The sequence below is a fragment of the Hyphomicrobiaceae bacterium genome, from assembly GCA_041397645.1.
In the GTDB taxonomy this organism is placed as follows: domain Bacteria; phylum Pseudomonadota; class Alphaproteobacteria; order Rhizobiales; family Hyphomicrobiaceae; genus Hyphomicrobium_B.
Genome location: JAWKWE010000004.1, coordinates 219579 through 234898 on the forward strand (window position 1 = coordinate 219579; position 15320 = coordinate 234898).

The window sequence follows — 15320 nt, forward strand, 5'->3', positions numbered from 1 at the left end:
GGGGGAGTTCAGGCGCGCCTAAGGGAGTGCGCCACCTTGAAAAAGAGCGATCGTTTCCTTCGACCGTTCGAGAACAAGAGGAGATCCCGCCATGAAAGTAAAAGATGCCATGCACCGCGGAGTCGAATGGGTTACCCCTGAGACACCCCTTGCCGACCTCGCAAAACGGATGCGCGACCACGACATCGGCGCGTTGCCAGTCGGTGATGACGACAAGCTCGTCGGCATGGTGACGGATCGCGACATCGTTTGCCGCGGCCTTACCAATGGCAAGGACCCCGCAAAGCTGACGGCGCGCGATATCATGACACCTGCAATCGTGTGGTGCCGTTCGGAGGAAGACTTGGATGACGCCACCCGGATCATGGAGAGCAAGCGTATCCGTCGGCTACCGGTGATCGATGAGAACAAGCGCATGGTCGGCATATTGAGCCTTGGCGATATCTCGCACGCCCGCAAATCCGGTGAACTTTCCGGCGAAGTGCTCCACGCGGTCTCCGCGCACCACAGCTAAATCCGCTCAACAGACCTGATGTGAAAAATGCGGGGCCAGCAAAGCCCCGCATTTTTTATACCCGCTGCCCAATTTCTTCGTTTGCAAAAATTCAGGACGGACGCCGCTAGATGGCGACCTGCGTTCCAACCTCCACGACGCGATCGGTCGGAATCTGGAAATAGGTGGTCGCATCCTCCGCACTGCTCGCCAACGCTATAAACAATCGCTCCTGCCATCGCGGCATCTCGGACTTCGCCGTGACGCGCAAAGAGCGTCGTGACAGGAAGAACGACGTCGATCCCATATCGATGTTCAAATCCTTGCGCCTGCAGTGATCGAGGATCTTGGGAACACTTGGCGTTTCCATGAAGCCGTAGCGCGCAATGATGCGCACGAAGTGATCTGACACGCGCTCTACCGTTACTCGCTCATGCCGAGCCACCCGCGGCGTTTCCTCCGTCTTGATCGACAGTAGGATGTTGCGCTCATGAAGCACGCGGTTGTGCTTCAGGTTGTGCATCAGCGAGGTCGGTGCTGCATAAGGATCGCCGGTCAGGAACACGGCCGTGCCCGGCACGCGATGCGGCGGCTTGGTCTCCAGCTTACGCACCAGCCAGTCGAGATCGGCCTCGTTGCGCCGCGTCTGCTTTGCCAGCACGTTCGACCCGCGAACCCAGGTGAACATGATGATGCACAAGCTCACAGCGATCGTGATGGGCACCCAGCCGCCTTCAAACAGCTTCAAGATGTTGGCTGAGAAGAAGACCTGCTCGATGAGCAAGAAGGGAATGATCAGCAGCGCCGACTTCCACAGCGGCCACTTCCAGCACTTCCAGATCACGAAAAATGCCATCAAGCTGTCGATGACCATTGCCGCCGTCACCGAGACGCCGTAGGCCGCCGCCAAGTTGGACGAATTTTTGAACAGCACCACTGCCAGCACAACCGCGATGAACAAGAACGAGTTGACGCGCGGCATGTAGATCTGCCCCGCCATGCTCTCGGATGTGTGGCGGATCTCGAAGCGCGGCACCAGACCAAGCTGGATTGCCTGCCGGGTCAGCGAAAATGCGCCCGTTATCACCGCCTGGCTCGCGATCACCGTGGCGAACGTCGCCATTATCAGCATTGGGATGAGCGCCCAATCCGGGTAAAGCCGATAGAACGGGTTTTCCAATGCCGTCTCATCCGAAATAACCAGCGCTCCCTGGCCGAAATAGTTGAGCAACAGCGAAGGGAAGACGAACCAGAGCCAAGCGGCCTGGATGGGCTTGCGCCCGAAGTGGCCTAAGTCCGCATAGAGCGCCTCTGCGCCCGTAGCGGCCAGAAAGACAAGGCCCATGATCGTCAGTCCGATGACGCCGTGCCGCCAGACAAAGGTTATTCCGTAAGCCGGATTGAGCGCATTCCACACGCGCGAATTATCTGCGACGTGCATGAGGCCGCCAACGGCAAGCACCGCGAACCACAACGCGGTTATGGGGCCGAAAAACTTCGCGACACGGTCTGTGCCGTGTGACTGCATCCAGAACAGGAATGCAAGGATGACGATCGAAACGGGAATCACAGCCTTTTCCATCTGCGGCGCAATGAGCTTTAGGCCCTCCACGGCCGAAAGCACCGAAATGGCCGGCGTGATGACCGCATCGCCATAGAAGAACGCGGCACCTGCGATACCCAGCGTCAACAGCAAGGGCGCGCTGCGTTTGGCGACCGATTGACCGAGAGCCATGAGCGCGAAGGTACCGCCTTCACCCTTGTTGTCGGCTCGCAGCAGGATGATCACGTATTTGATCGTGACGATCAGCAGCAACACCCAAAGGATGAGCGACAGCACGCCGAGGGCAGACTCACCCGTCGAGAGCCCGCGCAGTTTGGCTGCATGGATGGCTTCCCGGAACGCATACAGCGGACTGGTACCGATATCGCCGAAAACGACACCGATCGAACCGATGACAAGCGCCCAGAAATTTTGATCGTGATGCCCGTCTCCGGCGCCACTGTCGGCGCTCTGGTTACCGGCCTGCGTTTGTGCCATCTAGGCACCTCGCGTTTTTTTCGGAATTCTGCCCTCAACGAAAGTCGCGGCCTTCTACTCCGCACCCCTGCCCTTGGGAAGCGGCAAAATCGCACGTTTCTCACCCTATTTGTCTTGACGCGACAAGAAATAAGCAATTGTCCGTAGTCGATGTCGTTGCGGGCTACCAGAATATCAACGATTCGCCGCCCTGCCCCGTTCCGGTTGTTTGCCGACATACCAAGGTAAATGCCAAGAGCACCTGGAAATCCGCACCGGACATTTCGCGAATATTTGGGACATGCGATCAGCGCAGGGCCAGTTCCGCCGGATATTATACTGAACGAAAATACCCGGCGGATGAATGCGTAGTGCTTCAGGCGACGGCCTTATCCATCGCTTCTAGCTCGTCGATCATACCTTCGATGACGTTAAGGCCCTTGTTCCAGAAGGCAGGGTCGCGGGCATCCAGACCAAAAGGCGCCAGCATTTCGGAATGATGCTTGGATCCGCCCGCCTTCAACATATCGAAGTACTTGGCGACAAAGCCCGGGTGCGCTTCTGCGTAAAGGCCATAGAGCGAATTCACCAGACAGTCGCCGAACGCATAGGCGTAGACGTAGAAGGGCGAATGGATGAAGTGCGGCACGTAGGTCCAATACACTTCATAGCCGGGCTTCAGATCGATGGCCGGTCCGAGGCTTTCGCTTTGCACCTCAATCCAAATGGCATCTATCTGATCGGACGTTAGCTCGCCGTTGCGGCGCGCCTCGTGCACCTTACGCTCAAACGTATAGAACGCGATCTGGCGCACGACGGTGTTGATCATGTCCTCTACCTTGGAGGCTATCATCGCTTTCTTCTCGCGCGGGTCTTTGGTTTCCGCCAGCAGCGCCTTGAAGGTCAGCATCTCGCCGAACACGCTCGCTGTTTCCGCCAGCGTCAGTGGGGTGGGCGCCAGCAGCGGCCCCTGCTCGCGCGCCAGCATCTGATGGACGCCATGCCCCAGCTCATGCGCGAGCGTCATCACATCGCGCGGCTTGCCGAGGTAGTTCATCAGAACGTACGGATGCACGCTTGGCACCGTCGCCGCCGAGAACGCCCCTGGCGCTTTGCCCGGCTTTACCGGCGCATCGATCCAATTCTTCTTGAAGAACTCACCAGCAATCGTCGCCATATCGGGCGCAAATGCGCCGTATGCCTTGAGAACGATAGCTTCTGCCTCCGGCCAAGTGATGACCCGCTCGGGCTTCTCGGGCAGCGGTGCGTTGCGATCCCAATGGGACAGCTTGTCCATGCCCAACCACTTCGCCTTCATCGCATAGTAGCGATGTGAAAGACGCGGATAGGCCGCGCGCACAGAAGAGACGAGCGCGTCGACGACGGGTGCTTCGACCCGGTTGGCGAGGTGGCGGCTGTCGGCGACGTCCTTGAAGTGGCGCCAGCGATCGGAAATTTCTTTGTCCTTGGCGAGCGTGTTGGTAATGAGCGTGAACAGCGGCAGATTTGCCTTAAAAACCTTGGAAAGGGCCTGGGCACCGGCACGGCGACGCGGCTCGGAAGGGTCCGACATCAAGTTCAAAGTCGGCTCGAGGGTGAGAGGCTCTTTTTCGCCTTCGACTTCGAAGCGCAAGCTGGACATCGTCTCATTGAAGAGTCGCGTCCACGCCCCCCTTCCGGTCTGGCTCTTCTCTGTAAAAAGCGTCTCCAGCTTCTCATCGAGCTGATGGGGCTTTTCCTTGCGCAAGTCGTCGAACCAGGGCTTGTAACGCGCCAGATCCTTGTGCGCTATTGCAGCGTCCAGAACTGCGTCGTCGATCTGGTTCAACTCCAGCTCGAAAAATATGAGATCCGTGGAGATCCGCGTCAGCGCCTCCGAAACGTCGCCATAGAACTTGGCCCGCGCCGGGTCGCTCTGATTTTGAGCATAGTAGAGGCCAGCATAAGAACCGAGCTTGCCCAGGGTGTCGGACAGATTCTCATAGTCCTTCACCGCGACGACGAGCTTGCCACCATCCTTGGCAAGCTCACCAAGCTTGCCTTGATAGGCAGCCTTCATGCGCTTTGCTTCCTCGCCTGCCGAAGCAATGTCGGCTTTCACCTCAGGCGCCGCCGGACTGGCATAGAGATCGGAGAGATCCCACTCCGGCATAGCTCCAAGCGTTACCGGTTCAGTCTTACCGGTGGCTCCGGCGGGGGGAGATGAGAGGATTTCGAGGCGCGAGGTCTGACGCATCGGCAATGGTTCTCCGTTTTTCTCTGAAACTTCAGCCGTGCGCTTGATTTCGCGCATGGCAGACGGGCCCACCCAGGGCAAGTCCCGAGCGGGCTGGATAGCAACCCATCGCAACGAAAGATAGCCTCCCGCGCCCTCGGCACAAGGTGGCAGCGCCATTTCGCGCGTTCAAATAGTCTCCTAGAATGGTCGTCAAACCGAATTGCACGACAAGGAGATGGAAAAAATGCGCGCACGACTGTCTATGTTGGTTGCTCTGGCCCTGTCGCTGGGGTTCGCCATAGCCGCGCCTGCGGTATCGCAAGAAATTCCCAAGTCAAAGCAAACAACCCTCGGCAAGTATCTTGACCCCAAACAGACCTTTGAGCTTGTCAACAAGGATCGCGCAAAAGTCCTGTTCGTCGATGTGCGCACTTCAGCAGAACTCATGTTTGTCGGCATGACGCAGGAAATCGATGCACACGTTCCCTTCATGGAGATGACTTCCGAATGGGACGACAAGGCGGCACGCTATCGAATGGTGCCTAACGGTGCGTTCGTTCAACAGATCGAGGCGCAGCTTGCGAAAAAAGGTCTGACCAAAGCGGACTCCGTCGTCCTGATGTGCAGATCGGGCGAACGCTCCGCGCGTGCGGTGAACGCCCTGGCGGCCGCTGGCTTCACCGACGCCTATAGCCAAGTTGAGGGCTTCGAGGGCGATCTATCCAACGACGGAAAGCGCAGCGTCAACGGCTGGAAGAACTCCGGCCTGCCATGGGACTACAAGTTGATGAAGGCAAAGCTGGTGCCTTAGAAAAGCGCCGGAAGCACGACGCTAATGCCCTCTATAAAATCGCCACATCCGCACCACAGCGGCGTGGACTTCGCGCGGCGGCTTGTCGAGAACATCGAGCGGAATGCGGATAATCCCGCGTGCTCTCCACGACCAGGGCAAGCGCATGAACCGCCGCACCGGGGAACGATCGCGCCAATCGAGTATCAAGGCTGCTTCGACTGGACCTTTCAAAGCTATCTCAAGATCCCTGTAGAGCGTTCCACGAAATTCGTTTTCGACGATGTCTACCGCATCGATCGAGCGCCATTGCAGCAGTCCCAGCCCTTCAAGAAAAAGACCGTACTGGCCGGCGCCAAGACGAGGCTTTCCGGTCTCGAGCAAAGGGAGATTATAATAGAATCCCGCCGCTGGAATGAGCGCGACAAGCCAAAGTATCGGAACGTCCCGCGTGAGCGCGGCCCATCCGAGAACAAGCGCGATCAACCCGGTAGACCAGACGGGAAAGAACAACTCTTCCTGCTCATAGGCCACCGTGTAGCCGTTGATCTCCTCGCTGCTCACCATCACCCCGCTTTGTGCATGCGACGCTGACCCGCCCGTTAATAAATGCTCACGCCGCATCCGCACTATTCGCCAGCATGCGACACGATTGGGCATCCGTGAAGATTAATCTTCAGGCTGTACGCCCACCTGGCAGGCAAACCATCTAACCGCGATCCGCGCGGTTAATCTCACGTCGCGCAAAAAATGCTCCACACTTCAACCAAGCGTTTACCGTTCTGCGGCACTCTCAGCATCATTGAGTAAGTTGCCGGTCACCGGTTGTCCGATCCTGGATCACCTTGGGCTTGTTGCCCTGAACGGCATGTAACAGTCGGGTTAAGTCGCGTCTCATGTCAAAGCGTGTTCTCATCGTCGATGACGATCCCGCCCAGCGCCGTATTCTCGAAGAAACCATCAAGCGGTTCGGCTTCGAGACCAAGACCTGCGGGTCCGGCGACCAGGCTCTTCAAGTTCTGGAATCGGAAGACCATGGCGGCGTTGCACTGGTGCTGCTCGATCTCGTCATGCCCGGTCTCGATGGCATGGCAGTGCTCGACAGGGTTGCAGCCAGGCCCGGGATGCCGCCCATCATCGTACAAACTGCTCACGGCTCCATCGACACTGCCATTGCTGCCATGCGGGCTGGTGCCGTAGATTTCGTGATCAAACCGGCCTCGCCTGAGCGCCTTGACGTCTCGATCAAGAGTGCGCTCAAGATTGAGGCGCTGGCGGGCGAAATCAACCGCATCAAGAAGAAGGTCGAAGGTACGCTGACTTTCTCCGATCTCGTGATGCACGGCGACTCCATGAAGCGCGTGATCTCGCTCGGCAAGCGGGCCGCGGCATCCAACATTCCCGTCCTGATCGAAGGCGAGTCCGGCGTCGGCAAAGAACTGATCGCACGCGCCATCCAGGGCGAGAGCGAACGTGCGGGCAAGCCTTTCGTCGTCGTAAACTGCGGTGCCATCCCCGAGAACCTCGTCGAGAGCATCCTGTTCGGTCACGAGAAGGGATCGTTTACCGGCGCCGTCGATAAGCGCATCGGCAAGTTTCAAGAAGCCGACGGCGGCACGCTCTTCCTCGACGAGGTCGGCGAGCTTCCGCTCGATGCCCAAGTCAAGCTGTTGCGCGCGCTGCAGGAAGGCGAAGTCGATCCGGTCGGCTCCAAGAAGCCCGTCAAGGTCGATTTCCGCCTGATCTCGGCGACCAACCGTGACATGATCCAGCTCGTCAAGGACGGCAAGTTCCGCGAGGATCTCTACTACCGCCTCAACGTCTTCCCGGTCTGGGTGCCCCCGCTTCGTGAGCGCATCGGGGACGTGCCCGAGCTTGCACGCCACTTTGCAGCACGCTTTGCTGCAGAGGAAGGCAAGCGCATCGCCTCGATCAGCGAAAACGCCATGCGCCTGATTCAGGCCTATTCCTGGCCCGGAAACGTTCGCCAGCTCGAAAATGCCGTCTTCCGCGCGGTCGTGCTCGCCGATACGCCGGAGCTGACGGTGGCCGAATTCCCGCAGATTGCAGCACACGTCGAGGGCTTCCAGGCGGAAATCCCCGCCGCTCCATCGGAGGTCCAAAAGCAGCCGGCCTACACGGGTCCAGCACTTTTAGGTGCAGAAAACACCGTTCCGCAGACCGTTGCCATCAAGAGCACCTCCGGCGGTGCGGGCTCGCTCGGCATCCCTGCTATTTCAGAGGACGGCGAGATCCGGTCACTGGAAGCCATCGAGGCCGATATGATAAGACTTGCACTCGGACGCTATCGAGGGCACATGACAGAGGTAGCTAAACGCCTTAAGATTGGCCGCTCAACGCTGTATCGCAAAATGCAGGATTATGGCCTAGAGCCGCGCCCGAACTAGGCGGCTGTCAGTTAAAAGGTTTTCCGGCCGCGCAAGCTGGCTGGAAGTCCCCCGGAGCGCTTTAGCCCTTCGCGCTTCGAGTTGAAGGTCCCGGCTCTCCTGGTCGGGACCTTCATTCTTTTGCACTCCTAACATCTCTTTTTGACGGGCTGATAACCTTCAACCGTCAACGACGGCGCACATGTCTGCGCTGGCAGACGAAGGCGTTGGCCCCTGTCGGGCGCCGCACCGTATTGCCGGGGCACAAGCACGCTTGGCCAGCCGTATCGCCCGACAGCGCCCGAACCATTCCGCCTTCACATACCATGCTGGCCGGGTCTGCGGACGAGTGCCGAGGCTCTGGATTTACAGATTCATCCGACCGTATCGCGACCTTCTCAACCTTCACCCCTTGCGCCGAGGCCTTGCCGGACGCCCCAGTAGTATCGCCGCGTTTTGCAGTGCTGCTCGCGACCGCAGCACTGCCGCCATGATTTTCGCAGCGGATCTCGACGCGGGCGACAACCTCTCTCTCAGCAGAGTCTGCATTTGTGTAGTAGCTCGGACTGGCGAGCACTTCGTCGGTTGCCGTGATCCCGCTCATCGCAAGCGCAGCAAAATCGAGATGCCCTGCGTTCACACGCCAAACCACCGGCACGCTCATGTCGAGATGGACACTTGCGGTAGCCGAAAGATCAGGGAGAACGGTACCTGAGCACAAAGCGACGGCGTTGCGCGCCAGAGGACCGATCGGGTCCAGGGCGAACGCCACGTCTGCCTTGTGCGCAAATGTGCGCGCGCCGGTGAGATCAGCCAACAGTCGTGTCGCGCCAGCTTCGCGTCCCGCCTGCTTCAGATACAGCTGCGAGGCTACCAGCCGCAGTCCACGCGCCGGATCTGCCTTGGCAGCGAGCGCCAAACTCAAAGATAGTTCATTCTCGCGGACCGAAAGCTTGCCGTTTGAATCTTCTACAACGGTCAGGCGGGCACCGTCGTGCGCCGACATCTCCAACGTGATGGCCTCATCCGCCACGGACGCAGTTGCCATTACCGCAAACAGCAACGAACCACCGAATAGGCCCAATAACATGCCCGCAATCTTCGAAGTTGCCTTGTGATCTGTCCGACCGATGCTCATCACGTTTCTCTTTGGTTTGCGTGTTGTGATGCTGTTTGTGTTGCAGCTCGCACACCGGGCACCAGAAAAACTGGCGACCTGAGCGTTCGTCGCGACGACAGAATGAAAGGTTCATACGTGCGCGGTAAGGGTCGCGGCGTTCGGACAATGTCTTGTGCCGCAAAGCTAAAGCACGACGCGCTTTTGCCCCATCGCCAGCGCAATCACGACGCGATGCAGCAACACTTTGGCCATAGCCCCGTGTGAAATGATTGGCCGGGCTCAGGGGTTCAGGTTAACTATAGTACGTCGTCGCTGCACTTGTGCGGCTGTGCAGACGAGAGAGGTTGCGGCTATGTTGCGCGTTGGCCCCCTTTTGAGGCCACGTCGTCGTGGATGCGCGACGCCGGGCTTGGCAGCGCTGTGTTGCGCGGTTGCCTGTTCGGGCCTTGCTGTGCCGACGCCGTCATATGCTCAGGCCGTCAGTCCAGACGATACGCCTTGGACGGTCGAGGATACCAATCCCGGGACCAAGCCGGGTTCGATCGAGGAACTGCTTGAGCGCGACCGCCGCACGATCATCAACGACACCGACATCAATCCTCCCGGTCCCGATCAGCCCGACCTGACGACCAACCATGACCCAGACAGTCTGGACCGGGATCAGCTCGCTATCCCGCTGCCGGATGAGATCCATCGCCCGCCCGATCAGGTGCCGCAAACAGCAATCTCCACCCCGCGACCGCAGGAGGCGCCCAGCGCAGGCCAACCGGCCGCTGCGGCACTTACCGCTCCCAACCTGCAAAAAGGCCGGGACGGAACACCTCAAAACGCGATTCAAGCCAGACCGACCGCCCGTAACTTGGATCCTGCCAACGGTGCGCCCACGGCGCTCGCCCCGGCCCAAGCGGTGCCCTCACCGGTCGTCGAAGACAAAACGGCCGCGCCTACGAACACCATCGCCCCGATGGGCACCCGCACTGCGACGCCCCTTGCGGCGCGGCCGCCGAGGGAAATTCCAGCCACGCCCGCACCCGAGCCATTGGCCCCAAAGGCGCCACGCCAGACCGCAATTCTGCATGATAGCACCGACCCTGACGCCCCCCCGAGGCAGTCTGTGCCAACTCAGCCCGTCGACGAGGCCGCCGTCGCGGTCAACGGAAAACTCTACCTGCCCATCAAGCGATACTTCGACGTCAACGCCGCAGCCGGTCTTGCCACATACGACGCGCAGGACCGCAATGCCGCCGCGGCCTATTATGAGAAGACGCTTGGAGAAGCGCTTTGGGTGACCCGCGACGGCTTCAACGACGCGGCTCGCGTACTCATGAAAGAGATAGCCAAGGCCGACGATTGGGGTCTTGCAAGAGCCGACTATAGATTGCCCGATCTCGCCGCCGCCGGGGTCGATTACGAATATCCGCAACTGCTCGACGCAGAAGTAAAACTGACGCTCGTGGCACTGGAGTATGCCCGTCACGCGCGCGGCGATCGGATCGACGATCCAACGCAACTGTTGTCGGGTTATATCGATCGCAAGCCGCAGTTGATCGAGCGTTCGAAGGTGATAGCGGATCTGGTCGCAGCTCCCGACAAGGGCGCATATCTGCGTTCCCTGCATCCCCACAATCCGCAGTTCGAAGCGTTGCGCAAAAAGCTGCTCGAACTGCGGGCTCAGCAGGTTGCTGGAACGGAGCCCGAGACAATCCCGGATGGCCCGAGGGTAACGCCGGGCAAATCGCATTCCAGCATCGCGGCGCTGCGTCGGCGCCTCCACATGCCGATGCCAGAGGCAAAAGCGGATGGAAAGCCGCCAAACGAGAACTATTACGATAACGACCTTGCCGCCGCCGTCGTCGCGTATAAGCGCAAGAACGACATCGAGCCCGCAAATTCCACTGTTACCGACGAATTGCGCGCCAGCCTCAATCGGCAGGTCAAGATCGACGAACAAGCGCTTCTGGCCAACATGGAACAATGGCGCTGGATGCCCGAGGATCTTGGTGAAACCTACGTGTGGGTCAACATCCCGGAATTCCTCGTCCGCGTCGTCAAACACGGCGAAATCATCCATGAGGAGCGCATCATCGCCGGGCGCAACGAAACCCAAACACCGATTTTCTCTCACGAGCTGAAGACCGTAGTGTTCCAGCCGTCGTGGAACGTGCCGGAGTCCATCAAGGTCAACGAGCTATTGCCCAAGCTGCGCAGGGGAAGCAACCCGATCGAGCGGCAGGGTCTGCGCATGGAACGCAACGGGCGGCGCGTCGATGCATGGGACGTGAATTGGCAGCGTCAGGACATCCGCAACTATCATATCTACCAACCCCCGGGCCGCTCCAATGTGCTTGGCGTCGTCAAGTTCCTGTTCCCGAACAAACACGCGGTCTATTTGCACGACACGCCGACCAAGAAGTTGTTCAACGAAACGATCCGGACTTACAGCCACGGCTGCATGCGCGTGCGCAACCCGGTGCAGCTTGCCGAAGTGATCATGGCCGAGGACAAGGGCTGGGATAAAAACAAGGTGGACGAGTTGGTCGAATCCGGCCCGGAAGATAACGACGTTTCGCTCGACAAGCCTCTACCGGTCCACATCACATACTTCACGATGTGGGTGCCGGACGACGGCAATCTCGCCGTCTTCCCCGATGTCTACGGCCACGAGAAGCGTATAGAGCTGGGCCTGAACGGCCGCTGGGATCAGATTGATCGCAATGGCGAAGCTGAGTCCTCCGGCGCGGTTGCCTCACGCGATGACTGGGGCGACGAGGACGACGACAGCCAGCGGGTATCGCGACAACGCAGAACGCAACGCTACAGCTCGCGCGAAGCTCAGCGTGTATCTTCAAGTATAACCCAGCGGGCCAGCCAGCGCGCGCCGCAAAAGCAGAAGCCCGGCGCTGTGATCTCCGACTTCATGAAGCAAGTCTTCGGGGCCAACTAGGCAGCTTATTCGGACGACCGCTTTTGATCAGGTCGAGCATCCTGGCTTTCAACTGCGCGGTGGCATCTTGACCGACATGGACAAAAATGCCGCGTCCGCCGCCATGCCCTTTTCTTGCCAAGAGATTGATGTCTCATACTTTGGTTACCGGGTCTTAAGAGTTGGGGATTAACTCTCAAGGTGCCCGCAACGGGGATTTCATAGGTGGAAGCGTAGAGATCGGGGGACTTCGTGGCCTCACGACATTTTGGCGTCATTGCGAGCGCTATGCTGCTTGCTGCCGTGACGAGTCTCTCCGCGGACAAGATTTCCGCGGCCTCGCCGGGTGAGCGCGTCATCTCTTTCTATCATATCCACACCAAGGAAACGCTCACGATCGTCTACAAGAAGGACGGCAAGTACGTTCCCGAGGCGCTCAAGAAAATCAATTGGATCATGCGCGACTGGCGCAAGAACAAGTCGATCTCGATTGATCCCAACACCATCGACCTGATCTGGGAGATGCACACGGAGCTGGGCTCTCAGCAGCCGGTCAACATCATCTGTGGCTATCGCTCGCGCGATACCAACGAGATGCTCCGCAAAACCCGCGGCGGACAAGCAAGCCAGAGCCAGCACATCACCGGCCGTGCCGTCGACATCACTTTCCCCGACGTCCCCTTGAAGCGGATGCGCTACTCGGCACTTGTGCGTGAGAGGGGCGGCGTCGGCTATTATCCGACCTCCGGCATTCCCTTCATTCACGTCGACAGTGCCCGCGTTCGCGCTTGGCCGCGCCTGCCGCGCTATGAGTTGGCGCTGCTCTTCCCGAACGGACATACCAAACATATGCCGGCCTCAGGCGGTCCCATCACGCCCTCCGATGTCAGAGTTGCGCGCGCACAGCATCGCGATCTGGCTATCCAGATCGCCCAGTTCCAGGAACTGCGCAACGCACCTCACCCCACAACAATGGTCGCCTCGGCCGAACCGCCCAAGCCCGCCGCCGCTCCCGAGCCCGCCAAGCCGCGTCTAGCGCTGGCCTCTCTTGGTGGCGGAGAGATGTTGCCTTGGTCCAAGAAGTCGGAGCCTGCAGCAAAGAAATCGCTTGTCACCTGGGAGCCGATCCCGGAGCGACCCACCCCACGTCCACAGGTCGCGGCGCTCACCACCCCGCCACCGGCCGCTGCCGCCCCCGCGCTCAAGGGGCAGCCGAAGCCGGTTGATCGCTCATCGCGCTTTGAACCGCGCAAACCTGCATCCAAGTCCAACGAACAACCCGACCGTTCAGGTCTGACGGCGCTTGTTGCCCAGGCTCAGACCGAGCCCATGCCGAAGCTGATCTCGGAACCTAAACCTGCCGTGCGTCCGTCCAAGGCACTTGCTGAAGCCGCGATGCCGGAGATCAACGCCAAACGAAACGCCAGGGCACCGGCCCGCGTTGCAGCGCTCATTCCGACAGACCGCGAAAGCGATAGTATTACCGATATGAGCCCCGATAGCCTTGGTAATGGCTGGGTTCAGGCCCCAGAGTTTGACGAAGACCATCCGGAAGAGCTCGCTTATCGGCCTTTCCCGCTAGGCCCCTTGCTGACAGACGATGCGACCTCTGCCGAACCTCAGTTCGAGGGGCTGCAGCATCCCGATGTCGCCCAGACGCTGGAACTTATCGATGACATCGGCGCGGTTCTGCCGATGCGCTTTCGACCCGGCCAGCAGGTTGCCCAAGTGATGTCGTCCCAGCAATTCCAGGGATCGGCCGTCCATCTCGACGCGCTCAAGGAACTCGATCAAAGCCGAGCGGCAACCGGTATCTCTGAACGCACGGTGCAGACCAGCACGCGACCTACCCCCTAAGGACGGAACTGGTACGCGCCTGGTCCGACTGGCGAGGGTGCTGAATGTCTCTCGGGTCTGTTCCAAGTCGAGCGAGCGGCTTTACGAGACTTTCCCGATCCGCGAAACACCACGCTTGATTGTATCCTGCCCCGCCGCCAAAACGAGTTTGCCCAAGGCGCGATAGTCTTCCGCGCGCGGGCTCGACTGACGCCAGACGAGCCCTATGGTGCGTGACGGCTCGGGATCGACAAAGCGCATCAGTTTGATGTCGCGGCCGCGCTCTTCCATGGTAATGCAAAGCTCTGGCAGCAAGGTAATGCCTAGACCAGCAGCCACCATCTCGACGATGGTCGACATCGAAGAGGCGCCAAAGGTGTTGATGGTGTCGACGTGTTTAAGGCTGCAATAGTCCAGGGCCTGATCCCGCAGACAGTGCCCCTCCTCCAACAATAGCAAGCGCTCCTGCTTGACGAGCTCGGGTGTCGCCTTGACCCGGCCCGACATGTTCAGGGTTTCCGGCACAGCCAATACGAACCGGTCTTCGAACAATTCCAACGTCTCGATGTCAGCGTGCTTGACCGGCAGAGCAAGCAGCAATACATCGAGCTTGCCCTCGACCAACTCATGCAGCAGCGTTTCGGTCAGCGTCTCGCGAATGTGCAGCTCGAGATCTGCATATTTCTTTTTGAGCAGCGGTAACAGCGGCGGCAGAACATAAGGGGCGACCGACGGAATAAGCCCCATCCTCAAAGTACCGGACAAGACGCCAGCCGACTGCTTCGCGAAGTCTACAAGATCCTTAACGTCGTTGAGGATACGCTGGGCGCGCTCGGCAATTTTCTCACCCTTCGCAGTCAGCTTGACGCCCGAGCGGGTGCGCTCGACCAGATCCATCCCTAGAGATCCCTCCAGCTCTTGAATTTGCATCGACAGGGCGGGTTGGGTGACCGAACAAGACTCGGCGGCGCGGCCGAAATGCTGTTCGCGGGCAAGGGCGTGAAAATAACGAAGCTGCTTAATCGTTATATTGTGCACCAGCGGTCCTAATCATACTTCTCAGTAATATGAGGTGGAGCTTATCATGGCGTGCTGAGAGTTTCCATGGTCGCTGCTTAACGCGCAGAGGCGACAAAAAGCACGGTGGATCCGCCCACCGTGCTCGCAACTTCTCTGGTCTGAAAGTCTCGCTGCCCGCTATTCGGCCGCGATCATAGCGTCGGCCGCCTGCTCCAACGCAGCACTGTCATCCAGCATCCCAAGCGCATGGAGGTAGACCTGAAGCACAGTGTCTTCTTCCTGGCGCTCGCTCTGCGACTTCTTACGCAAGCGGATGATCTGGCGCATCACCTTGACGTCAAAGCCGACTGCTTTTGCCTCGAGAAACTTATCGCGAATGTCGCTTGCGAGCTGCTTTTTCTCTTCCTCCAGCCGCTCGATCTGCTCGATGAACTGGCGCAGCTGCTTTTGGGCGGAAGCCTGAAGCGTGCTCATACTTGTATCCTCTCGTTCGCTTGACTTGTACCGACGCTA

Annotated in this window: 11 protein-coding genes; 5 read left to right on the top strand and 6 right to left on the bottom strand. The window is 59.3% G+C overall.

Annotation, left to right across the window (positions count from 1 at the left end; translation table 11 throughout):
- Positions 1–91: 91 nt before the first annotated feature.
- On the top strand, positions 92–514 hold the full coding sequence (locus R3D51_01110) for a CBS domain-containing protein (protein MEZ5898068.1): 423 nt from the start codon (positions 92–94) through the stop codon (positions 512–514).
- Between the two features lie 106 nt (positions 515–620).
- On the opposite strand, the gene R3D51_01115 is transcribed toward R3D51_01110, so the two are convergent.
- Positions 621–2534, bottom strand: a complete 1914-nt coding sequence (locus tag R3D51_01115) for a potassium transporter Kup (GenBank protein MEZ5898069.1) — start codon at positions 2532–2534, stop codon at positions 621–623.
- A 355-nt stretch (positions 2535–2889) separates the two neighbouring features.
- Positions 2890–4665 carry a M3 family oligoendopeptidase gene (locus R3D51_01120; GenBank protein MEZ5898070.1) on the bottom strand — a complete coding sequence of 592 codons (1776 nt, stop codon included), beginning with the start codon at positions 4663–4665 and terminating at the stop codon, positions 2890–2892.
- A 310-nt stretch (positions 4666–4975) separates the two neighbouring features.
- On the opposite strand from R3D51_01120, the gene R3D51_01125 reads away from it, so the two are divergent.
- On the top strand, positions 4976–5542 hold the full coding sequence (locus R3D51_01125) for a rhodanese-like domain-containing protein (protein MEZ5898071.1): 567 nt from the start codon (positions 4976–4978) through the stop codon (positions 5540–5542).
- 21 nt (positions 5543–5563) lie between these two features.
- Here the strand turns inward: R3D51_01125 and R3D51_01130 are convergent, their stop codons facing one another.
- Positions 5564–6088, bottom strand: a complete 525-nt coding sequence (locus R3D51_01130; GenBank protein MEZ5898072.1) for a hypothetical protein — start codon at positions 6086–6088, stop codon at positions 5564–5566.
- Between the two features lie 329 nt (positions 6089–6417).
- Here R3D51_01130 and R3D51_01135 point away from each other — a divergent pair, with 329 nt between their 5' ends.
- Positions 6418–7929: a sigma-54 dependent transcriptional regulator gene (locus tag R3D51_01135; GenBank protein ID MEZ5898073.1), complete on the top strand. Its 1512-nt coding sequence runs from the start codon at positions 6418–6420 to the stop codon at positions 7927–7929.
- 166 nt (positions 7930–8095) lie between these two features.
- On the opposite strand, the gene R3D51_01140 is transcribed toward R3D51_01135, so the two are convergent.
- Complete coding sequence (locus R3D51_01140) at positions 8096–9046, bottom strand: hypothetical protein (GenBank protein ID MEZ5898074.1); 951 nt, start codon at positions 9044–9046, stop codon at positions 8096–8098.
- 433 nt (positions 9047–9479) lie between these two features.
- On the opposite strand from R3D51_01140, the gene R3D51_01145 reads away from it, so the two are divergent.
- Complete coding sequence (locus R3D51_01145) at positions 9480–11972, top strand: L,D-transpeptidase family protein (GenBank protein MEZ5898075.1); 2493 nt, start codon at positions 9480–9482, stop codon at positions 11970–11972.
- Between the two features lie 231 nt (positions 11973–12203).
- Positions 12204–13808, top strand: a complete 1605-nt coding sequence (locus tag R3D51_01150; protein MEZ5898076.1) for a DUF882 domain-containing protein — start codon at positions 12204–12206, stop codon at positions 13806–13808.
- An 81-nt stretch (positions 13809–13889) separates the two neighbouring features.
- Here the strand turns inward: R3D51_01150 and R3D51_01155 are convergent, their stop codons facing one another.
- Positions 13890–14825 carry a hydrogen peroxide-inducible genes activator gene (locus tag R3D51_01155; protein MEZ5898077.1) on the bottom strand — a complete coding sequence of 312 codons (936 nt, stop codon included), beginning with the start codon at positions 14823–14825 and terminating at the stop codon, positions 13890–13892.
- Positions 14826–14984: 159 nt separating this feature from the next.
- The gene (locus R3D51_01160; protein MEZ5898078.1) at positions 14985–15281 is read right to left on the bottom strand and encodes a DUF2312 domain-containing protein; all 297 of its coding nucleotides are present in this window, start codon (positions 15279–15281) and stop codon (positions 14985–14987) included.
- Positions 15282–15320: the final 39 nt, after the last annotated feature.

Excerpts from the sequence above, each read along its gene's own strand:
- R3D51_01125 (MEZ5898071.1), top strand. The coding sequence starts at position 4,976 with ATGCGCGCACGACTGTCTATGTTGGTTGCTCTGGCCCTGTCGCTGGGG.
- R3D51_01115 (MEZ5898069.1), bottom strand. The coding sequence starts at position 2,534 with ATGGCACAAACGCAGGCCGGTAACCAGAGCGCCGACAGTGGCGCCGGA.
- R3D51_01120 (MEZ5898070.1), bottom strand. The coding sequence starts at position 4,665 with ATGCCGGAGTGGGATCTCTCCGATCTCTATGCCAGTCCGGCGGCGCCT.
- R3D51_01130 (MEZ5898072.1), bottom strand. The coding sequence starts at position 6,088 with ATGGTGAGCAGCGAGGAGATCAACGGCTACACGGTGGCCTATGAGCAG.
- R3D51_01160 (MEZ5898078.1), bottom strand. The coding sequence starts at position 15,281 with ATGAGCACGCTTCAGGCTTCCGCCCAAAAGCAGCTGCGCCAGTTCATC.
- R3D51_01110 (MEZ5898068.1), top strand. The coding sequence starts at position 92 with ATGAAAGTAAAAGATGCCATGCACCGCGGAGTCGAATGGGTTACCCCT.
- R3D51_01135 (MEZ5898073.1), top strand. The coding sequence starts at position 6,418 with ATGTCAAAGCGTGTTCTCATCGTCGATGACGATCCCGCCCAGCGCCGT.
- R3D51_01140 (MEZ5898074.1), bottom strand. The coding sequence starts at position 9,046 with ATGAGCATCGGTCGGACAGATCACAAGGCAACTTCGAAGATTGCGGGC.